The 20,318-nt window shown below is 60.3% G+C and carries 17 protein-coding genes and 3 pseudogenes; 11 read left to right on the forward strand and 9 right to left on the reverse strand.

The annotated features are described in order from the left end of the window. Positions 1-36: 36 nt before the first annotated feature. The 8 genes and pseudogenes from N2599_RS25845 to N2599_RS25880 all read left to right on the forward strand — a co-directional run. Positions 37-987, forward strand: coding sequence for a carbohydrate ABC transporter permease (locus N2599_RS25845; RefSeq protein ID WP_027512154.1), 951 nt, complete (start codon positions 37-39; stop codon positions 985-987). Between the two features lie 4 nt (positions 988-991). Next, entirely contained in the window at positions 992-1,843 is an 852-nt protein-coding gene (locus N2599_RS25850; RefSeq protein ID WP_027512155.1) for a carbohydrate ABC transporter permease, read from the forward strand. 4 nt (positions 1,844-1,847) lie between these two features. Further along, entirely contained in the window at positions 1,848-3,020 is a 1,173-nt protein-coding gene (locus N2599_RS25855) for a glycoside hydrolase family 88 protein (protein ID WP_027512156.1), read from the forward strand. A gap of 8 nt (positions 3,021-3,028) precedes the next feature. After that, positions 3,029-4,138, forward strand: coding sequence for an ABC transporter ATP-binding protein (locus N2599_RS25860; protein ID WP_027512157.1), 1,110 nt, complete (start codon positions 3,029-3,031; stop codon positions 4,136-4,138). A 34-nt stretch (positions 4,139-4,172) separates the two neighbouring features. Next, entirely contained in the window at positions 4,173-4,904 is a 732-nt protein-coding gene (locus N2599_RS25865) for a DUF624 domain-containing protein (RefSeq protein WP_027512158.1), read from the forward strand. 31 nt (positions 4,905-4,935) lie between these two features. Further along, the gene (locus N2599_RS25870; protein WP_027512159.1) at positions 4,936-6,210 is read left to right on the forward strand and encodes an ABC transporter substrate-binding protein; all 1,275 of its coding nucleotides are present in this window, start codon (positions 4,936-4,938) and stop codon (positions 6,208-6,210) included. A 71-nt stretch (positions 6,211-6,281) separates the two neighbouring features. After that, the gene (locus N2599_RS25875) at positions 6,282-8,132 is read left to right on the forward strand and encodes a DUF2264 domain-containing protein (RefSeq protein ID WP_027512160.1); all 1,851 of its coding nucleotides are present in this window, start codon (positions 6,282-6,284) and stop codon (positions 8,130-8,132) included. A 173-nt stretch (positions 8,133-8,305) separates the two neighbouring features. Then, a pseudogene (locus tag N2599_RS25880) lies at positions 8,306-8,896 on the forward strand (IS110 family transposase); the annotation flags it as partial. 123 nt (positions 8,897-9,019) lie between these two features. Here the strand turns inward: N2599_RS25880 and N2599_RS25885 are convergent. Then, a complete protein-coding gene (locus N2599_RS25885) occupies positions 9,020-10,651 on the reverse strand; it encodes a GMC oxidoreductase (protein WP_245209285.1) in 1,632 nt (543 codons plus the stop codon). Between N2599_RS25885 and N2599_RS25890 the strand changes: the two genes are divergently transcribed. Both N2599_RS25890 and N2599_RS25895 read left to right on the forward strand, forming a co-directional pair. Then, complete coding sequence (locus tag N2599_RS25890) at positions 10,568-10,768, forward strand: hypothetical protein (RefSeq protein ID WP_245209287.1); 201 nt, start codon at positions 10,568-10,570, stop codon at positions 10,766-10,768. The two genes, N2599_RS25885 and N2599_RS25890, sit on opposite strands and share 84 nt — an antisense overlap. A gap of 259 nt (positions 10,769-11,027) precedes the next feature. Next, a pseudogene (locus tag N2599_RS25895) lies at positions 11,028-11,150 on the forward strand (IS110 family transposase); the annotation flags it as partial. 20 nt (positions 11,151-11,170) lie between these two features. On the opposite strand, the gene N2599_RS25900 reads toward N2599_RS25895, so the two are convergent. The 7 genes from N2599_RS25900 to N2599_RS25930 are packed head-to-tail and all read right to left on the reverse strand — an operon-like array spanning position 11,171 to position 18,649. Further along, positions 11,171-11,704 carry an NADH-quinone oxidoreductase subunit B family protein gene (locus N2599_RS25900; RefSeq protein WP_027512164.1) on the reverse strand — a complete coding sequence of 178 codons (534 nt, stop codon included), beginning with the start codon at positions 11,702-11,704 and terminating at the stop codon, positions 11,171-11,173. Between the two features lie 12 nt (positions 11,705-11,716). Further along, a complete protein-coding gene (locus tag N2599_RS25905) occupies positions 11,717-13,231 on the reverse strand; it encodes a hydrogenase large subunit (protein ID WP_027512165.1) in 1,515 nt (504 codons plus the stop codon). A gap of 13 nt (positions 13,232-13,244) precedes the next feature. Next, the gene (locus N2599_RS25910) at positions 13,245-14,708 is read right to left on the reverse strand and encodes a hydrogenase 4 subunit F (RefSeq protein WP_027512166.1); all 1,464 of its coding nucleotides are present in this window, start codon (positions 14,706-14,708) and stop codon (positions 13,245-13,247) included. Next, positions 14,705-15,370, reverse strand: coding sequence for a hydrogenase-4 component E (locus N2599_RS25915; protein ID WP_027512167.1), 666 nt, complete (start codon positions 15,368-15,370; stop codon positions 14,705-14,707). The genes N2599_RS25910 and N2599_RS25915 overlap by 4 nt, the downstream gene beginning before the upstream one ends. After that, complete coding sequence (locus N2599_RS25920) at positions 15,370-16,326, reverse strand: respiratory chain complex I subunit 1 family protein (RefSeq protein ID WP_027512168.1); 957 nt, start codon at positions 16,324-16,326, stop codon at positions 15,370-15,372. The genes N2599_RS25915 and N2599_RS25920 overlap by 1 nt, the downstream gene beginning before the upstream one ends. Further along, positions 16,317-18,338: a hydrogenase 4 subunit B gene (gene hyfB / locus N2599_RS25925; RefSeq protein ID WP_027512169.1), complete on the reverse strand. Its 2,022-nt coding sequence runs from the start codon at positions 18,336-18,338 to the stop codon at positions 16,317-16,319. The genes N2599_RS25920 and hyfB overlap by 10 nt, the downstream gene beginning before the upstream one ends. After that, complete coding sequence (locus tag N2599_RS25930) at positions 18,335-18,649, reverse strand: helix-turn-helix domain-containing protein (protein ID WP_051336726.1); 315 nt, start codon at positions 18,647-18,649, stop codon at positions 18,335-18,337. The genes hyfB and N2599_RS25930 overlap by 4 nt, the downstream gene beginning before the upstream one ends. A gap of 281 nt (positions 18,650-18,930) precedes the next feature. Here N2599_RS25930 and N2599_RS25935 point away from each other — a divergent pair. Continuing rightward, positions 18,931-19,320, forward strand: a pseudogene (locus N2599_RS25935) (hypothetical protein); the annotation flags it as partial. Here N2599_RS25935 and adhP read toward each other — a convergent pair. Next, the gene (gene adhP, locus N2599_RS25940) at positions 19,214-20,284 is read right to left on the reverse strand and encodes an alcohol dehydrogenase AdhP (RefSeq protein WP_027512170.1); all 1,071 of its coding nucleotides are present in this window, start codon (positions 20,282-20,284) and stop codon (positions 19,214-19,216) included. The pseudogene N2599_RS25935 and the gene adhP sit on opposite strands and share 107 nt — an antisense overlap. Positions 20,285-20,318: the final 34 nt, after the last annotated feature.

Below are 20,318 nucleotides of genomic sequence, written 5' to 3' on the forward strand. Positions count from 1 at the left end.
GAGTGCCTGGGAAGCGCCGCTTCGAGGAGGAATGAGGTGTCCATTTCGAATTCGACCATCGCGGCAAGCGGTGCGCCGGCAACGGCTCGACGCTCCGCCAAGGCCATGTCACGTCGTCGGCGCAAGTTGCAGAACGCGCTGATCGCCTATTCCTTCATTGCGCCGAATTTCCTGGGCTTTGCGGTCTTCACGCTCGGCCCGATCGTCTTTGCCTTTGCACTTGCTTTCATGCACTGGGACGGGTCCAACGCGATCACGTTCGCGGGCCTCGACAATTTCTGGCGGCTGTTCGAGGACAAGGCCTTCATCGCTGCCTTTTGGAATACGATCATCTATACGGCCGTATCGGTGCCGGCGACGCTCGCCTGCGCGCTGGGCCTTGCAGTTCTCCTGAACCAGAAGATCTTCGGGCGCGATTTCTTCCGCACAGCGATGTTCTTCCCCTATGTCGCCTCGCTGGTCGCCGTTGCGGTGGTCTGGAACATGATCTTCAACCCGGAAATGGGTCCGGTGAACATGATCCTCTACACGCTCGGCCTCGACCCCAAGGACATGCCCGGCTGGGCCGCGGACCGGCATTGGGCCATGGTTACGGTCATCCTCTTCGGTGTCTGGAAGAGCATGGGCTATTACATGGTCATCTACCTGGCCGGCCTGCAGGGCATCAATTCCGAGCTCTATGAGGCCGCCGATCTCGATGGCGCCAATTCCTGGCAGAAATTCCTTTATGTCACCGTGCCCCAGCTGGCGCCGACGACTTTCTTCGTCACCGTCATGCTGACCATCCAGTCGTTCAAGGTCTTCGACCAGATCTACATGATCACCCAGGGAGGCCCCGGCACATCAACCCTCGTCCTCGTCTATCACATCTACAACGAGGCCTTTATTTCCTGGGATCTTGGCTATTCCAGCATGATTGCATTGGTCCTCTTCTTCCTCGTGCTGGCGGTCACCGTCGTGCAGTTCCGCCGCCAGAAAGAGGACTGACGTCATGCAGATCGCCAAGCGCTCCGCCAGGAGCAGACAGATCAGGGTCAAGACGATTGCGATTTACCTGACCGTCATCGTCATCACCGCGGTGATGCTCATGCCCTTTGCCTGGATGCTGTCCGCCTCGCTGAAACTCAGCCGCGACGTCTTCGTCTTCCCGATCGAATGGATCCCATCTGAACCGCGCTGGCAAAACTATATCGACATCTGGTCCAAGATCCCGCTGGCGCTGTTCATCTACAACACATCTAAGCTGACGGTCATGGTCACGTCCTTGCAGCTCCTGACGTCGAGCTTTGCGGCCTATGCATTCGCCAAGCTGGACTTTCCCTACAAGAACACGCTTTTCCTCGGTTATATCGCCACTATCGCCATGCCCTGGCAGGTCTATATGGTGCCGCAATTCCTGCTAATGCGGGAATTCGGGCTGAACAACACGCATCTGGCGCTCATCTGCTTGCAGGCCTTTACCGCCTTCGGTGTGTTCCTGATGCGGCAGTTCTACATGTCGATCCCGACCGAGCTCTGCGAGGCGGCGCGCATCGACGGCATGAACGAGTACCAGATCTGGGCGAAGATCATGCTGCCGCTGTCCAAGCCGGCGCTCTCGACGCTAACCATCTTCACCTTCGTGACCACCTGGAACGACTTCCTCGGGCCGATGATCTACCTGACCAAGACGGAGCTGAAAACGATCCAGATCGGGCTCCGCATGTTCATCTCCCAATATTCCGCCGAATACGGGCTAATCATGGCCGCATCGGTCGTCGCCCTCATTCCGGTCCTCATCGTCTTCCTGTCGCTGCAACGCTTCTTCGTCGAAGGCGTCGCCTCCTCGGGCCTGAAAGGTTAAGTTCATGACTGCCGTTATGCCGACCGCGCCGCAGCCGATCACCGATGCCGAGGTCAAGGCCGCGCTCGATCTCGCCGTGGCACAGGTCCGCCGCAACCTGCCGACATTCACCTATGCGTCGCAGAACCATTCGAGCGTCGGCAATGTCTATCCGGCGGTCGCCAACGACCAGTGGACCGCTGGCTTCTGGCCGGGGGAAATCTGGCTCGCCTTCGAGCATGCCGGCGACAAGGTCTTCCAATATGCGGCGCAGATCCAGGTACAGAGTTTCCTGCATCGGATTGAAAACCGCATCGAGACCGACCACCACGACATGGGCTTCCTCTATTCGCCCTCCTGCGTCGCGGCCTGGAAGCTGGTGGGCGACGAAGACGGCCGCAAAGCCGCAATCCTTGCCGCCGATCAGCTCATCGAACGCTTCCAGCCCATCGGTCAGTTCATCCAGGCCTGGGGCCGCAAGGGCGTCGCAGAGGAATATCGCTATATCATCGACTGCCTGCTGAACCTGCCCCTACTTTACTGGGCGACGCGGGAAACCAACGATCCGAAATACCGCGACATCGCCCTCATCCATGCCCGTACGACGCTTGCGAACTCGGTACGGCCGGACGACTCCACCTATCACACCTTCTACATGGACCCGGTGACGGGGGCGCCGGTGCGCGGTGCCACGAAGCAGGGATACAGGGACGACAGTTTCTGGGCGCGCGGGCAGGCTTGGGGCATTGCCGGAATGGCGCTGTCCTACCGCTATGAGCGGATCGACGAATACCGCAACACCTTCGACCGGCTGCTGAACTTCTACCTGCACAGGCTGCCGGCTGACCTCATCCCCTATTGGGACCTCGTGTTCTCCGACGCGGACGGCGAGCCGCGCGATACGTCGGCCGCGTCGATCGTCGCTTGCGGCCTACTCGAAATGGCCGCGATGGTCGAAGACGACGTCGCCGCCCGTTACCATGACCTCGCGCGCCGCATGATGAAAAGCCTCGCAGAGCGTTATGCGGTCAAGGATCCGGCCGTCTCCAACGGCCTGGTCCTGCATGGCACCTATTCGAAGAAATCGCCCTACAATACCTGCCGAGGCGAAGGCGTCGACGAGTGCGTCTCGTGGGGCGACTACTATTACATGGAAGCCCTGACGCGCCTTTCGCGCGCTTGGTCTTCCTATTGGTGAGAGATCAGATGGCCAGCATTTCACTCAAGAAACTGAACAAGACCTACGGCGCGCTAACCGTCGTGCACGACATCGATCTAGAGATCGCCGACAAGGAATTCATCATCCTCGTCGGCCCTTCGGGCTGCGGCAAATCGACGACGCTCAGGATGATCGCCGGCCTGGAAGAGATTTCCGGTGGAAATCTGGTCATCGGCGGCGATCTGGTCAATGACGTTCCGTCAAAGGACCGTGACATCGCCATGGTCTTTCAGAACTACGCTCTCTACCCGCACATGACGGTCTATAAAAACATGGCGTTCGGACTGCAGTTGCGAAGAGCGTCACGCGAGGTCATCGACCAGAAGGTTCAGGAAGCCGCAAAGATCCTGGACATCACGCATCTCCTGAACCGCAAACCGAAAGCGCTTTCCGGCGGCCAGCGCCAGCGTGTCGCGCTCGGCCGCGCCATGGTCCGCAATCCCGCCGTCTTCCTGCTGGATGAGCCGCTGTCCAACCTCGACGCCAAGCTGCGCGGCACGATGCGCGCCGAAATCACCAAGCTGCACAAACGTCTCGACGCCACGTTCATCTATGTCACTCACGATCAGATCGAGGCGATGACGATGGCCGACCGGATCGTAGTGATGAAGGACGGCCATATCCAGCAGGTCGATACGCCGCAGAACCTCTATGACCGACCGATCAACATGTTTGTCGCAAGCTTCATCGGAGCGCCGCAGATGAACATGCTGCCCTCGGCGATCGAGCGTCGGGGCGATGGGTATGCCGCCCTGTTCGACGGGTGGGAACTACCGCTGCCGGCTCATTTCGAAAAGAGCCGTATCGAACCCTATGTCGGCCGCGGACTGGTCGTCGGCATTCGTCCGGAAAACTTTCACGAACTGCCGCCGGCCGATATTGCGCCGGAGAATCTGGCGCCCTTTGGCGCCGTCGTGGAACTCGCAGAACCGATGGGGTCGGAAGTCCATCTGAACATCGTCGCCGGCGGCCGCGACCTAATCGCGCGTGTGTCGCCACGCTTCAAGACGAAGATCGGCGACGAGGTAAAACTGACCGTCGATACGACCAATGTGCAGCTCTTTGACAAAGAAACGGAGCGCTCGATCCTCTACTGAGGCGGCACTGATATAACGGGTGGGAGAAATGGCCATGCAATCGCTGCGGGACATGTGGACGAAGGAGGGGCCGGGCATTGCGAAGAATGCGCCGAAGAAGAACGGCCTTGCCCTCTTCGTCGAGACATTCGCCCGTGAATGGTGGGAAATGGTCAAGCTGAACATTCTCTTCATCCTGGCCAGCCTGCTCGTCGTCACCATTCCCGCCGCGATCGCCGCGATGGCCCGGATCTCGGTCACTTTCGTCGAGGACCGGAACACCTACCTTCTCAGGGATTTCGCCGAAGGCTTCGTCGAGTATTTCTTGCGCGCGACCATCTGGGGACTGGCCTTCGCACTGGCGATCGGCCTCGGCATCTATGCGATCGCTACATATGCTGCAGCAGCCCAGGACAATCTCGTGCTCGCCCTGCCGCTGACGATCGCGCTGTTTGCGACGGTATTCATCCTTGTCATCGCCTGCCATCTCGTAGTGCTGATGGTGATGCGCGATATGCCCGCGCATCAACTTCTGCGGCTTGCTGCGGTCGCCTCGTTCATCCGACCGCTACCGGCACTTGCGGCACTTCTGTTCGTGGCCGCGCTTTGGCTTGCGCATGTCGCCTTTTATCCGGTGTCCGTCTTCATGCCGGCCACCCTCAACTTTTCACTCGGAATGTTCGCCGTCGCATTCGGCGTCCATCGGGCAGCGGTAATGGTTCTGGGCCTCTCGCCCGCCGCCCCGGCACCTCGCGAACCGCATGCTTATGACGCTACGCATATCTAATCCAGAGACACTTCAGGGAAGGAGAACAGAAATGTATTTGGAGAAATTCGGGAGATCAGTGAAATTCGCTTTGGCCGGTATGGCACTCGCCGCATCGACCGCAGGCGCGGCATGGGCCCAGTCGCCGGTGACGCTCAAATGGGCGCTGTGGGACCTCGACAAGACGACTTATTATAAGCCGCTCATGGATGCCTATCAGGCCAAACATCCGAACGTGACGTTCGAGGCCGTCGATCTCGGCTCGCAGGACTACCAGCAGATGATCGCCACGCAACTGGCCGGCGGCGCCAAGGACCTCGACATCGTGACGGTCAAGGACGTCCCAAACTACGCGAACCTTGTTCGCGCGGGCTCGATCTCGGACCTTTCCGGCTTCATGACGGAACAGAAGATCGACCCCGCGTCGTTCGGCGGGCTCGTCGATGAATTGAAGATTGACGGCAAGGTTTATGCTCTGCCGTTCCGCTCGGACTTCTGGATCGTCTACTACAACAAGGACATTTTCGATAAGGCCGGCGTTGCCTATCCGACTAATGACATGACTTGGGCGCAGTTCGACCAGATCGCTACCAAGCTTACCGGCGGGATGGGTGCCAACAAGACCTATGGTGCGCTTTTTCATACCTGGCGTTCAACGGTCGAGCTTCCGGGCATTCTCGACGGCAAGAGCACGCTAATAGGTCCGGACTATGCCTTCCTGAAGCCGTGGTACGAACGGGCTATTGCGCTTCAGAAGGCCGCTGTCGTCCCCTCCTATGCGTCTTTGAAGACGTCCAATACCCACTATTCGGGACCGTTCTTCAACGGCACGATCGGTATGCTACCAATGGGCACATGGTTTATCGGCACGCAGATCGCTAAGGTCGCGTCGGGTGAATCCAAGAGCAAGAACTGGGGTATCGCCAAATATCCACATCCGGAAGGCGTCGCTGCCGGTACGACAGCGGCGCAGGTCGCTTCGCTCGCCGTCAACGCCAATTCCAGCCACAAGGCGGAAGTGCTCGACTTCATCAAGTTCGTCACCGGTCCGGAAGGTGCCGCGATCATCGCCGCAACCGGCACCATCCCGACCGTCCGCACGCCAGAAGTCACCGCCAAGATTGCGTCGCTACCGGGATTTCCGCAGGACCAGAACAGCAAAGATGCACTGCAGTCCGGCAAGTCCTTCCTGGAAATGGCCGTCTCACCGAACGCCGCCAAAATCGAGGTCGTCCTCAACCGAGCGCACGACTCGATCATGACCGACAATATCTCGATCGAAGACGGTCTTAAGGAAATGACCGATGGCGTTAAGGCCATCAAATAATCCTTCGAACTGACCCGACCCGCGGGAGCCGGAGCTTCCGCGGGTTTCTTCTCTATGATGATGGATTGCCAGTGATCTACGACCCTGCCCGCGCCAATCCCCTTTACGGGAACGCCCTCCTCTCTCGAGACGATGTCGCAAGAGCGGCCCTGGATCTCTTCAAGCCGCTCCTCCCCTATTTTTCCGAGGGTGGAGCCCGCGTGCGGCTCAGCGCCATCGGCGCTCACTTCGATCGCGCGGCCGCTGATCTCGAAGGCTTTGCGCGACCACTTTGGGGCATCGTACCGCTTGCGGCCGGCGGTTATGATTTCCCTTATTGGGATCTCTACCGGCGCGGCCTCGCAACTGGTACCAATCCCTCGCATTCTGAGTATTGGGGTGACATTTCCGACCGCGACCAGCGTCAGGTAGAATTGGCCGCCGTAGGTTTCGCGCTTGCCATGGTGCCTGAGCATATCTGGGAACCTTTGAGCGACGCGCAAAAGGAAACTGTCGCCTCCTATCTTCTGTCGGCGCGCGACAAGGAGTTCGTCGATAATAACTGGAAATTCTTCCGCGTCCTGATCGACCTTGGATTGACGCGCGTCGGGGTCGCGTTTGACCGCTCGAAGACCGATCGCTATCTTGATGAAGTGGAGGCCTTCCGTCTCGGAGACGGATGGTATCGCGACGGGGCTGTCAAGCGGGTCGATCACTACATCCCCTTCGCCATGCATTTCTATGCGCTGATCTACTCTGTTCTCGCCAAGCATGACGTGAAGCGTGGGGAGGCCTATCGGAAGCGCGCGGAGGTCTTCGCCGTCGATATCCGCCACTGGTTCGGCCCCGATGGCGCCGCACTGGCCTTCGGGCGCAGCCAGACCTATCGGTTCGCAGCAGGCGGCTTCTGGGGCGCACTGGCCTTTGCCGAGGTCGAAGCTCTGCCTTGGGCCGAAATCAAGGGCTACTATATGCGCCACATCCGCTGGTGGTCGCAATTACCAATCGCCGACCGAGACGGCGTGCTGTCGATCGGCTACGGCTATCCCAACCTGCTGATGAGCGAGAGCTACAATTCGGCTGGGTCGCCTTACTGGGCGCTGAAGTTCTTCTTGGCCCTAGCCCTGCCGGCCGATCACCCGTTCTGGCAGGCGGATGAAGCACCTGCGCCTTCCTTCGCCGATCCCGTTCCACTCAAGGAACCCGGCATGGTCGCCATGCACACTCCCGGCAATGTCGTCGTTCTCGCCAGCGGCCAACAGCACGACAAGATGCGCGGTGCCAACGAGAAATATTCGAAGTTCGTCTATTCCACGCGCTACGGCTTCAACATCGAAGCGGATGACCGGCATTTCGCGGCGGCAAGCTTCGACGGGATGCTGGGGCTTTCCGATGACGGCGTGCATTTCCGAATTCGCGAAACACTGGAAGAAGCGTTGATCGCTGGCGACAAGCTCTATTCCCGCTGGAGACCATGGAACGACGTAACGGTCGAGACATGGCTGATACCGTTTAATCCCTGGCATATCCGCATCCATCGCATCGTCACACCCCGTCCCCTGCAGACGACCGAAGGCGGCTTTGCAATCGAACGATCTGATTTCAACTCCGACATCGCTGAACAAGACGAGGCACGTGCCGTATGGCGAGGCCGGAATGATATCAGCGCCATTGTCGACCTGTCGCCAGCCTCACGGAGAATGGGGCATGCGATAAGCCCGATCGCCAACACCAATCTAATTCACGCCAAGACTCTTCTTCCCCAGCTTCGTGGCGAGATCGATAACGGCTGCACGCTACTCGCCGCCGCCGTCATCGTGATGCCCGTCTCGGATCCGCGGAAAGTTTCGCTCGGCCCTGTGCCGACGATCCCCGATCTGGCTGAACTGCAGAAATCTTTCAGCTCATCCGGCACGAGGCTTGCGCTCTTCGATGCTGGATAGTCTGACGAAAGATGCATTCTATTCCGACTTCTGAAGGTGTTCCTGGCGCTCGACCATCACGGCATAGCCTCCCGCCATGCGCTGTGCCCGACCTGTTGGGGTGGACGGCCCCCCGAACGGCGTCGAAACGTGCCAGAGTGAGTCGTTAGCGATCTCAAACGAAGGAGCCATCCGTGGACCAGATTATCCGCATTGGCATGGATACGTCAAAGCACGTCTTTCAACTTCATGGCGTTAAGGCTGCCGAACAAGTGATCCTGCGCATGAGGATGCGCCGCAAGGAGATGGTGGATTTCTTTGCGAAACGCCCCCCGACCGTGATTGCGATCGAAGCCTGCGGTGCTTCGCATCGCTGGGCCCGGCTGCTACGGGGCTCGGACATGAGGTCAAATCGGTCGCGCCGCAGCTCGTGAAACCCTACGTCAAGCGTGGCAAGAACGATGCGGCCGATGCGGAGGCGCTATGCGAGGCGATGAGCCGCCGGACAATGCGGTTCGTTCCGATGAAGAGCGCTAATCAGCAAGCCACGCTGATGCTGGTGGGTATGCGCGAGCGCACTGTCGCCGCTTGCCAATACGATTCGTGGCTATGCAACTGAATTCGGGATGATCGCGGCCAAAAGCATGTCTCACATTCCGCTCCTTCTGGAACGCATCATGATTGATGAAAGCATTCCGGATGTGGTGCGTGAGCTGTTCTCGTCTCTCGCTGAGGAGTTTGCGCAGTTGGGTGCACTCCATTCTGGATCTGCATGTAAAGCCCGCTGTTCGTCTGGAACACGACGGCGATACCGTTAGGTGCCGCCGAGTTCACCGGCCTGATATAGCCTTAGTTATGGCGATGGCTCCCCTCAGCCTTATGGCGGCGCAATTGAAGCCGTCATCGGCTCAACCCCTTCCCAGCTGTGAATTCAGATGATCGGCCAGCCTGATCGCAAAGGCCAGGATCATTAAAGTGGGATTCGCATGGCCGCTGGTTGGAAGCACCGATCCGCCGGCAAGATAGAGATTATGCACGCCGTGAACTTGGCAATTTCGGTCGACAACGCCTGTCTTCGCGTCGGCCGACATGCGCGTCGTACCGAGCGTGTGTGCCATGTCGATGATGACGATGTCCTGTGGCCGCCGTTCAACTGCCCAGTTTTCAAGCAGGGGGGCTGGCAGGCCAGCGCTCGGAAGGGCTGCACGTGAGAGCTCGGCAATTCTAAGAAGTGTCCGGCGCTCTGCATCGTTGATCCGCCAATCGATTTTGGCGAGCGGGACCCCAAACCGGTCCTTCCGGGAACTGAGGCTGATCCGGCTGTCGGGGTTCGGAATCTGCTCGCATATCGCCTCGATCCGCAAGCCGGTCAGCTTGTGGGGGAGGCCCTGACGCTGAAATTCATCGGCGACTAGATTCGGAGACAAGCTGATCGCGGTGTTGATCACAAGGTCTTTGAAAACCTTGGGCGTCCGGTCATCAGAAAGGATCTTCATTCCGATGCCCCTGATGACGAGTCCAGAGCCTGCCGCAACTGAACGCAGGTCACGCCAGAGATTCGTATCGCGCCAGACCAAGAGCCGTTTCAATGCATCCCATGGATCGTCGGGCGCGCGCTCGGTGGCGAAATAGATGGCCGCGTTGAGCAACTGCTCGCGCTCCTGAATCTCAGGGGTCAGCGCTAAACCATGCATGAACATGTGCGCGCGGCCTTTGTGATGAACGCCGAAGAAGCCGAAGAGCTTGGTCAGCACAGCCATTTGGTCGGTCGCAATGCGGCCGATACGGGCGCCGGGATGATCCATAAGATATCGCCCGACGACGTCCTGGTGATTGCCAATTCCATTCGAATGCACATCGTTGGATGCCAGCAGCAATCTGGCATTTTCAATTCCACTTGCGGCCATCGCGCACAGCCTGGCTTCGATGCGCACGTACTTGCCTTCCATGCTTGTGACATCGAGGTGCGAGAAACGCGATCCATCCGCGCTCAGACCAACACGCGTCACTGTCGCATTCAGAAGAACATGCACGTTGTCCGGCCGCTGCGCCGTGAATTCTCTCCCGAAGCGCATAATGTCCAGCCGATCCACGCGTGAGCGGGCAAATTGCCAATAGAAGGAATGGAGCCCCCCTTCATCAAAACGATTCGGCGGCTCCCTGGGGCTGAGGTTCAGCACCTCCATTGCGCGCAGGAGATAAGTATCCATTTGCTCGCGATTAACCGGCCAGCCGGAATTGGGAACCCAGGGACGCGCCTTGAAGTCCATGGGATCGAAAGGTGCCGATTTGCCGGCCCATGCATGCGTCGACCCGCCAAAGGCCCGGCAACGGACACCGAATGGCTGTGTCCCATTCGACCAGAATTTTGCTTGCGGGCTGTGAAATTCGATGCGCTTGCGGATTTGTGCCTCTGACTGAAGCTCGCCGATATTCTCGACCTCGTTGAGCGCCGAATGCTCGGGATTTTCGAGTTCAAGCCCGCTTTCGACGACGAGCACTTTTCTGCCAGCCCGCGCGCATTGCGCTGCGATCGTCAGCCCCGTCGGGCCGCCTCCCACAATTACGAGGTCTGCCACGATGGTCGAATTGTCGTCAAACTCGGAAAGTTGCGCGATTTTCATGTTCCGCCGTTCCGGTCTTGTCGCAAGCGCTGAGCACGGCGGCTTTCGCCTCCCTATAATGGATATGGCTCTGTCACTTTAGCCCGCGCTAGATCGCAAGCTGCATCATATCGCGGTCAATCGCGGCAAGAGACAGGACGCATGTTTCCAACGTGGAAACATATTGCTTGAGTTCTGCTGCAATTCATTGATCTCGCGCAATAATAGATCCTATGAGGAGGGTGGGAGGCGATCCGCGCTGTGACAAAGTGAGGTCGCTTTCAATCAACACCTTACTCTGGAGAGGCCGAACATGCTCGTTGCGAATGAACGACCTGAAGTGCCGACCGCTATCCGCATTGATCTTGGCGCAATCTTCGTCTCCTTGGAACTCAGCCGTTCGAAATGGCTAATCACCTCGCTGTCGCCGGACAGTCGAACCATCGAAACTGCCTGTCACGAAACGCGGCCCTCCTCGCTCACATCTTCAAACAACCCAAGCAGACCGCTCAGGATATCCATCGGCGATGGAGGACATCCTGGAATATGCAGATCGACGGGCACGACCTTGGAAACCCCGCCGATCACAGCATAACTGCCAGCGAAGCAGCCTCCATCGCGCGCGCAGCCGCCGAGGGCAACCACCCATTTGGGATCGGGGGTGGCGTTGTATGTCCGTTCGAGGGCCTGCGCCATGTTCCGGGTCACCGGGCCGGTAACCAGCAGAACATCGGCATGCCGCGGCGAGGCGACAAAACGGAGACCGAAGCGCTCGATATCGTAAAAAGTATTGCTAAGGGCATGCATTTCCAGCTCGCAGCCGTTGCACGACCCGGCGTCGACGGCGCGGATCGACAGGCTGCGCCCAAGCCGGCGGCGGGCGCTCCTTTCGATGGCAGCGGCGAGCTCTGTCATCGCAGCCTCGGAAACCGGCGGTGCCGGTTCCGTCAGTGGCGGCCGGATGAGACTTTCGAAGAGGAGCTTGCGCATGATTGGCTGCCTTCAGAGATCATGACCGGAATATGAACAGTTGAAAGACTTGTTGCAGAGCGGGAAGTCCGCAACGATATTGCCTTCGATCGCCGCCTCCAGCAGCGGCCATTGAAACCAGGATGGATCGCGCAAATGGCAGCGGTCGATCCTGCCGCTTTCGGCAAGACGAAGCCAGACCAGCACGTCGCCGCGAAAGCCTTCAACAAGCGCCATGCCCTCCCGGTTCTCATTGATGACGGGAATATCGCTCAGGGTCGGACCGTCCGGCAACCGGTCGAGGATCTGGCCCAGCAGTGACAGGCTCTGCTCGACTTCGCGAATGCGGATCCAGACGCGGGCGTTGACATCGCCCTCGTTCAACACCGGAACCTCGAAGGCGAGCTGATCATAGGGCGGATAACGCAGCGTATACCGGGCGTCGAAGCCGCGCCCCGAGGCGCGCCCGACATAGCCGCCGGCGCCATAACGGCGGGCGAGTTCCGGTTTCAGCGTGCCGGCGCCGACGGTGCGATCCTGAAGCGACGCTGTGTTGTCGTAGAGCTCGACTAATGCCGGGAACTTCTGGGCGATCTCCATGGCGACGGCTCGCAGAGCCGTGATGCCCTCATCGTCCAGATCGGCAGTGACACCGCCGGGCGTGATGCGGTCGCGCATCAGGCGATGGCCGAAGGCGGCGTCGGCCGCACGCAGCACACGCTCGCGCAGCACGCCGCAGTGGGCGTGCATGAGGGAGAACGCGGCGTCGTTGCAGATGGCGCCGACATCTCCGAGGTGGTTAGCGAGCCGTTCGAGCTCGGCCATGAGCGCGCGCAGCCAGACGGCGCGCGGCGGGACTTCGAACTGGGCGGCGGCCTCGACCGCCCGCGAAAAAGCATAGGCATAGGCGACCGTACTATCGCCGGAGGTTCGGCCGGCGAGTTGTGCAGCCCGCTCGAGGCTTGCCCCCGTCATGAGCGACTCGATTCCCTTGTGGACATATCCGAGGCGCTCCTCGAGGCGGACGATCGTCTCGCCGTTGGCCGTAAACCGGAAATGCCCCGGCTCGATGATGCCGGCGTGCACCGGGCCGACCGGGATCTGGTGCAGGCTTTCGCCTTCTGCGCGCAAGAACGCGTAAGGAGCGGCTCCAGGCGAAGCTTCCGGGCTCCTGCCCAAGGGAAATCGCAGGCCCCAGCGGCCGTGATCGAGCCACGGACGCGAATCCGGCAGATCCTGTGGTGCGAGCCCGGTGAGATCATGGATCGCGCGTTCCAGCTGGAGGGCCGGAGAATGGTATTGTCCGACCGAAGGATAGCTGCCGTCCAGTCCGTCCAGTCCGATCACACCAATTATACCTGCAGATTCGTCGAGTAGAGCCATGTGAACGGCGTTCGCCTCTCCCCAGAGGCCGAGCAGGGTCCAGTATCCTTCCGCGAGCGCCGCAGATGCTGATGTCCAGACGGCTGTGCCGACGATCGCACGCCGCCACGGGCGGTGGTGTTGAACTGCATGGCCCTCGCGGATGAGATCGGTCAGCGCTTGCATTGAACGGCTCCCATCATCGAAGAAGGTTGGCTATGTGCTGGAACCAGGCGACCAGCGGTGGTGGAAGGTAGATGCCCGCGCCCAGCACCAGAGCGAGGTGGGAATACATCGGTATGTAGGAAGCCTCGGCCGGCGTGATGCTCCCGCGTGGCTGGCCGAAAGCGACGCCGGTGAGCCGCAGCAGCAATGCGCCAAAGGCGACCAGAAGTCCGAAGACGAGCGGGATGGCGAGCAATGGCTCCTTCGCAAAGGTGGAACTCACGACCAGGAATTCGCTCATGAAAATTCCGAGCGGCGGCAGGCCGGCAATGGCGACCACTCCGATCACCAGTCCCCAGCCAAGGGCCGGATGGGTTTCGGTGAGGCCGCGGATGCTGGAAAGCCTCTGTGTGCCTTTGATCTGGGCGATGTGGCCGACGGCAAAGAAGATCGCCGATTTTGTCAGGGAGTGCATGACCATATGCAACAGCCCGCCGAAATTGGCGAGCGGCCCGCCCAGACCGAAGGCGAAGACAATGATGCCCATATGCTCGATCGAAGAGTAGGCGAACATGCGTTTGATGTCTCGACGTCGATAGAGCATGAACGCTGCGAAGATGAGCGAGGTGAGCCCCATCGTCATCATCAGCGGTCCGGGAGCGATCGCCTCGGGGCTGGCTGCGAGCAGTATCTTGAAGCGCAGCACCGCGTAGAGCGCGACATTCAGGAGAAGGCCGGAGAGCACAGCCGAGATCGGCGTCGGCCCCTCGGCATGCGCGTCCGGCAGCCAGGCATGCAAAGGTGCGAGACCGACCTTGGTGCCGTAGCCGAGCAGCAGAAATACGAAGGCGACGTTGAGAAGTGCTGGGTCGAACGTGGCGGCGTGCGTGATCAGGATGGTCCAGACCATCGCATCGTAACCTTCACCGACGACCGGCTGGGCCACGAGATAGACAAGGATGGTTCCGAAGAGCGCAAACGCAATGCCGACGCTTCCCAGAATGAAATATTTCCAGGCGGCCTCGAGCGCTTCATGCGTGCGGTAGATACCGACCATCAGCACGGTGGTGAGCGTCGCAAGCTCGACGGCGACCCACATCAGGCCGATATTGTTCGAGACGAATGCGAGATTCATGCCGAACATCATGATCTGATACATGGCGTGGTAGAAACGGAGGTTCACGGGTGTCAACCGGCCGGTTTCCAATTCGTGCGCGATGTAGCTGGCGCTGAACACACTGGTGGTAAAACCCACGAAGGTATTGAGCACGATGAAGACGATGTTGAGATCATCGACGAGGAGATATTGTCCCGGCGCCGGCCGTTCGGCCACCAGCATGGAAAGTGCGGCAAGCAAGGTGAGCAGGCTCGCGAACACGTTCAGCCGCGCCGTCGTTCTATAACCGGGCAGAAGCGCCAGAAGAACTGCCGACGCGATCGGTATCAGGAGGACGGCCGTCACCGCGTCGAAAACCGGGATGGAGGAAAAAACGCTCATTTCCGCCGTCTCCCCTTGAAATCATCGAGCGCGCGGACATCCACCGTGTCGAACCGTTCGCGGATGCGGAACAGGAAAACACCGATCACGATGAAGGCGATCAGGATCGAGAAGGCGACGCTGATCTCGACGACCAGCGGCATACCTTTGGCGCCGGTTGCTGCAAGAACCAGTCCGTTTTCGAGCGACATGAACCCGACGACCTGGCTGACGGCATTGCGGCGCGTCACCATGGTGAGCAGCCCGAGCAGCAGGACCGACAATGCGAACGCCAGATCTTCGCGTGCTAGCGGATCGGCTTCCGTCGTCACGCGCAGCATGACCGCCATCGCCAGCGCGATCAGTCCTATACCGGCGAGCATCGTAGGGCCGATGCCAACCACCGTCTCGATCTCGCGATGGATGCCGAGTTGACGGATCATGCGGTGGAGCGCCACGGGGATGATGATGGCCTTGAAGACGAGGGCGATCGCCGCCGTCATATAGAGATGCGGCGCATCTTGAACGAAGGCCTGCCAGGTGACCGACAGCGTCAGCACCAGCGAGTGCAGCGCAAAGACGTTGAGCAGCGCGTAGAGACGGTCCTGATAAAGCATCATCATGCTGACCAGGACCAGACCGCCGGCGAGCATGTGGGCAATGTCGAAGGTAAGACCGTTCATCACAGGCTCCTCGACACGAATAGCAGGAGGGTCGCGAGCAGGCCAAGCATGAGTGCTGCCCCCAGGAATTCGGGTACGCGGAAAATCCTCATCTTGGCGGTCGCGGTTTCGAACAGGGCAAGGAGCGCGCCGCCGACTGCGAGCTTTGCCAGATAGGCGAACATCCCGACCGCATAGGCGGCCGGGCCGGCTGCCAGGGCCGCCAGCTTCCACGGCACGAAGATGCAGGCAATCAGCGAGATGTAAAGCAGCAGCTTCAGCGATGCCGCCAGTTCGATCATCGCGAGATGGCGCCCCGAATATTCCAGCACCATCGCTTCGTGCACCATGGTGAGTTCGAGATGGGTCGCCGGGTTGTCGACCGGGATGCGGGCATTCTCCGCGATCGCCACCATGATGAGCGCGATGAGTGCGATCCCCAGCGAAACACGCAATCCGACCTCGGGAGACGTCATAAAGGCGGCAATGGTCGAAAGCTGGGTCGAGCCGGCGACGAGGGCGAGCGTGAAGATGACGAGCAGCATCGAGGGCTCGGCCAGCGTCGCGATCATCATCTCCCGGCTCGATCCGAGGCCGCCGAAGCTGGTGCCAACATCCATGCCGGCGAGCGCCAGAAAGAAGCGGGCGCTGCCAAGCAATGCAATGATTGCAATCAGGTCCGCTGTCCAGCTGAAGATGAGGCCTGTGGCGAAAGTGGGGATGATCGCGGCCGCGACCCAGGTCACGGCAAAGATGAGATAGGGCGCCACTCTAAACAGCCAGGAGGCGTTCTCGGCCAGTACCACGTCTTTGCGCAGGAGCCGCAGGAGATCGCGGTAGGGCTGGATCAGGGAGGCGCCTTGCCTGCGCAGTAATCGCGCCTTGAGCTTGCGGATGAAGCCGCTGAGCAGCGGTGCCAACAGCACCACGAGCGCCATTTGGAAAGCCTGGGTGAGGAGAGCGGAGATCACGACCATAGCGCCAGCACCAGGAGCAGAAAGACGAGCGCGAGGAAGACCAGGCTCAGGTAGCGGCGAATGGTGAGGAACTGCAGGTGGTTGAGCTTCTCGGCAGCGAAGCCGACGGCGCCAACGATCGGCAGGTAAAGCCCTTCCCAGATCAGGTCATGCGTCTCGACAGTAAGGCGCGCCGGCCGGAGATCGCCGGGCACCGGCATGTCGACCCGCTCGCGGACGCGGAGAATCAATGTCCCGAAGACACGGCGAACGGGCTGGGCAAAACTGCCGGCGCCATATTGGCTCAGCGGGTTGATCTCTGGAAAGCCGCAATCCCAGGCGGGCGCCCGGCGGAGCCGCCGCGACGCAAAACGGTGGATCAGATAAGCCGTCAGCGAGGCAGAGAACAGAGTGAACAGGAATACCAGAAGGCCGTTGTAGGAGCTGCGGCTCTCAGCAATCGGCACGATCGACAGCCATGGAATATCCGCCTGCACAGGCATCCGGTCGCCGATCAGCGACAGCGTCACGGGTGCGAGGCCGTCGATGACGATCCCCGGAAGGATACCGGCAAGAAGGCACAACGCCGCCAACACCGACATCGCCGTAAGCGAAAAGCGGTCGACCTCCAGCGCCTGTTCGGCGGCGGTGCTGCGAGGACGACCGAGAAACGTAACGCCGAACACCTTGACAAAACAGGCCGCGGCGAGCGCTGCCGATAGCGCAAGCAAGCCTCCAACCGCCGGCACCAAAATCTTCAAACCCCATTGCGGGAGAGCCGGGCTTTCGAGGATCGCCTGGAACGTCAACCACTCTGAAGCGAAACCGTTGAACGGCGGCAGCGCCGAGATCGCGACGCAGCCGACGAGAAATGCGATGCTGGTGACGGGCATGCGATGGATTAGGCCACCGAGCTTGTCCATGTTGCGCTCGCCCGTCGCCGTTAGCACCGCGCCGGCGCCGAAGAAAAGAAGGCTCTTGAAGAAGGAATGGTTGAGAACATGGAACAGAGCGGCGGTCAGCGCCAACGCGGCGGCCAGTTCCATGCCATTCGCCTTGAAGGCAAGCGCCAGGCCGAGGCTGGCGAAGATCACGCCGATATTCTCGATCGTGCTGTAGGCGAGCAACCGCTTGAGGTCCGTCTCCAGCATCGCCTGGAGGATACCGAGCACCGCTGTGCCACCGCCGAGCATCAGGACGATGATGCCCGACCACCATGCCGGCGCGGCGATTAGATCGAAGACCACCCGGATAAAGCCATAAACAGCAACCTTTGTCATGACGCCGCTCATCAGCGCGGAGACGTGGCTCGGTGCTGCAGGATGTGCCAGTGGTAGCCAGACATGCAGTGGCACGAGACCAGCCTTCGAACCGGCGCCGAACAACAGCAGGATGAGCACGAGGCCGGCTGTCGAGGGGGTATAGGCAGCCCCGCGCATCGCGGTAAAGCCATAATTGCCGTTCGCCCCTGCAAGGAGACCGAAAGCAAGCAACAGCGCGAGCGTGCCGAAGCTTGCCATGACGATGTAGAGGTAGCCGGCCCTTCGATTGTCGGCGTCACGGTGGTGCGCCATCACCAGCGCCCAGGATGCAAGCGACATGAACTCCCAGGAGATGAGGAAGGTGAAGGCATCGTCCGCCAGAATCACCAGGTTCATGCCGGCGAGGAAGGCCGGGAAGAACGGCAGCACCCGATGCGCAGCATGCTCGTGACGGCCATAGCCGAGTGCGTAGAGACTGGCGAGCAGCCCGGCGAGATCGACGACCACGAGGAAAAAGGCCGCAAGCGCGTCGAGCCGGAAATGCGCACCGAGCCACGGCAAGCCGAGGGGAAGGATGATCGTTGATGCTAGGGGCGCTACGCCAGCAGAGGAAAGCTGAACGAGCGCGATCGCAAAGGCGACACCCGAAGCCACAAGGCTGGCACTGTAAATTACCCGTGTCGCCCAGTTCGATCTGGCGATAGCGACGGCCAGGATCGCCGTTCCCAAGAAGGCCGCCGTACACATAAGCAAGGCGACTGCAGGCGTCATGGCCGCGTCCTCGTTCTACGTGCGGGCGCGAGTTTGGGTTTCCGCCGGAGCGGCTCGACGCTGGGGGCTACCTTCAGCCGCACTCCGCGCCCGCCATCTTTGCTGACCGCTCCTTCATTAATGACCTCGATGCCGGCGGTGTCCAGCGCGGCGAGTAACCGCATCAGCGAATCCACGTTGCCGCGCACAACCTGGCTGCTTGCTTCCATGCGTTGAACGGTTGGAACCGAAATTCCAGCGAGTTCGGCCAACTGACGCTGGTCGATACCGAGCAGGGCCCTGGCGGCCCGCAGCTGAGCGGCAGTAATCACAATTGAACCATCGCTAATCCCACCAAGGCTCTAATATTCAAAGTCTATGACCTCTCTATTGATGTTTCAAATCAATATTGCGAGGCCATGTAGATCACACTCGGAGCGATGTCGGGTTGGAATAACGAGGGACATGCCTAGGTCATCCAAGACGAATCCATTGTTTTTTATAGGCACGTTCCGTTTCTTGCTTTCCGTTCATCCCCGCGGGGACGCCGTGATAGTTACCGCCGAGGAAGCGCCTACCGCTACGGCCGCATGAACGTCTGCATCTCCTCGGTGTTGTTTTGCTCGTGGACCGTCTCGAACCTCTGGCTGGCGCGCGCCAGAGCGTTATCGTGGGGCTTGGGCTTTCAATCGCTGGGATGATTGCTGCCGCCTGGGGATTTCTTCTGCCTCTGCAGGATGCGTTGCTGCAGGAAGCAATCGATGTCGCTGTGATCCTCAACGCCTTGTGCGCGCTACGGCCTTCAGGATCGAAAGCTGGATACGGTCATGAACCTGCCCGCCTGAAAATGGGGCCGCCTCGCGGGTGGCGGAGGCACGGCGCAACGCAAGGTTCCATCAGGTGTGCCTGTCCCGCATTGCAGTGGCGGCTGCCGGCATGGCCAAGTCGAGCACGATGCGGCCTTCGACCGTTCCCGACTTCAGCCCGGCGAAGATGGTATTGATGTCTTCGAGCGGCGCCGTGGCGATCTCGGCGCGAACCCTGCCTTCGGCGGCAAAGGCGAGGGCCTCGTCGAGATCCCGTCTCGTACCGACGATCGAGCCACGGACGGTGATGCGCTTCAAAACGACATCGAAAATCGGAGTCGGAAACTCCCCCGGCGGGAGACCGACGAGGCTGACGGTCCCTTTACGGCGCACCATACGCAACGCTTGAGAAAAAGCCGGCGGAGAAACGGCAGTCACGAGGATGCCGTGGGCGCCACCATCCGTCGCCTTCAGCACCGTCTCGACGGCATCTTCGGAAAGCGCGTTGACCGCGAGATCGGCACCGACTTCGCGCGCCATTTGCAGCTTTGCGGCTGCGACATCGAGCGCGACCACCTTCAGGCCCATCGCCTTGGCATATTGAATGGCGACATGACCGAGACCGCCGACGCCGGATATCGCAACCCATTCACCCGGACGCGCTTCGGTTTCCTTGAGGCCCTTGTAGGTCGTCACGCCCGCGCAGAGGATCGGTGCGATTTGCGCGAAATCTACGCCTTCCGGCAGGCGGGCGGCGAAGGCGGCGGAGGCGATGACGTACTCGGCAAAGCCGCCATTGCAGCTGTAGCCCGTATTGTGCTGATGTTCGCAGAGTGTTTCCCAGCCGGTTTCGCAATATTCGCAACGCAGGCAGGCATCGTGCAACCATGCGACGCCGACCGGATCGCCCTCTTTGAATTCGGTCACGCCCGGTCCGAGCGCGGCGACAACGCCGGCAGCCTCATGTCCCGGGATGAAAGGCGGTGCCGGGCGAACCGGCCAGTCGCCGTGCGCAGCATGAAGATCGGTATGGCATACGCCACACGCCATGACCTTGACGAGGATTTCACCAGGTCCCGGAACGGGAACGGGCACGCATTCGATGGACAGCGGTTTGCCGAATTCCTTCACCAGTGCCGCCTTCATCATATTGGCCATCATAACCTCCATAGCCTTGCCAGTTCACAATTGCGGG

Origin of the sequence: Rhizobium sullae, assembly GCF_025200715.1 — a bacterium.
Classification (GTDB): domain Bacteria; phylum Pseudomonadota; class Alphaproteobacteria; order Rhizobiales; family Rhizobiaceae; genus Rhizobium; species Rhizobium sullae.

Bases quoted from the DNA above. Each gene is read 5' to 3' on its own strand.
- N2599_RS25870 (WP_027512159.1), top strand. From the start codon at position 4,936: ATGTATTTGGAGAAATTCGGGAGATCAGTGAAATTCGCTTTGGCCGGT.
- N2599_RS25890 (WP_245209287.1), top strand. From the start codon at position 10,568: ATGCTCGGGATTTTCGAGTTCAAGCCCGCTTTCGACGACGAGCACTTT.
- N2599_RS25860 (WP_027512157.1), top strand. From the start codon at position 3,029: ATGGCCAGCATTTCACTCAAGAAACTGAACAAGACCTACGGCGCGCTA.
- hyfB (WP_027512169.1), bottom strand. From the start codon at position 18,338: ATGACGCCTGCAGTCGCCTTGCTTATGTGTACGGCGGCCTTCTTGGGA.
- adhP (WP_027512170.1), bottom strand. From the start codon at position 20,284: ATGATGGCCAATATGATGAAGGCGGCACTGGTGAAGGAATTCGGCAAA.
- N2599_RS25905 (WP_027512165.1), bottom strand. From the start codon at position 13,231: ATGCAAGCGCTGACCGATCTCATCCGCGAGGGCCATGCAGTTCAACAC.
- N2599_RS25865 (WP_027512158.1), top strand. From the start codon at position 4,173: ATGCAATCGCTGCGGGACATGTGGACGAAGGAGGGGCCGGGCATTGCG.
- N2599_RS25850 (WP_027512155.1), top strand. From the start codon at position 992: ATGCAGATCGCCAAGCGCTCCGCCAGGAGCAGACAGATCAGGGTCAAG.
- N2599_RS25855 (WP_027512156.1), top strand. From the start codon at position 1,848: ATGACTGCCGTTATGCCGACCGCGCCGCAGCCGATCACCGATGCCGAG.
- N2599_RS25920 (WP_027512168.1), bottom strand. From the start codon at position 16,326: ATGGTCGTGATCTCCGCTCTCCTCACCCAGGCTTTCCAAATGGCGCTC.
- N2599_RS25900 (WP_027512164.1), bottom strand. From the start codon at position 11,704: ATGCGCAAGCTCCTCTTCGAAAGTCTCATCCGGCCGCCACTGACGGAA.
- N2599_RS25910 (WP_027512166.1), bottom strand. From the start codon at position 14,708: ATGAGCGTTTTTTCCTCCATCCCGGTTTTCGACGCGGTGACGGCCGTC.
- N2599_RS25915 (WP_027512167.1), bottom strand. From the start codon at position 15,370: ATGAACGGTCTTACCTTCGACATTGCCCACATGCTCGCCGGCGGTCTG.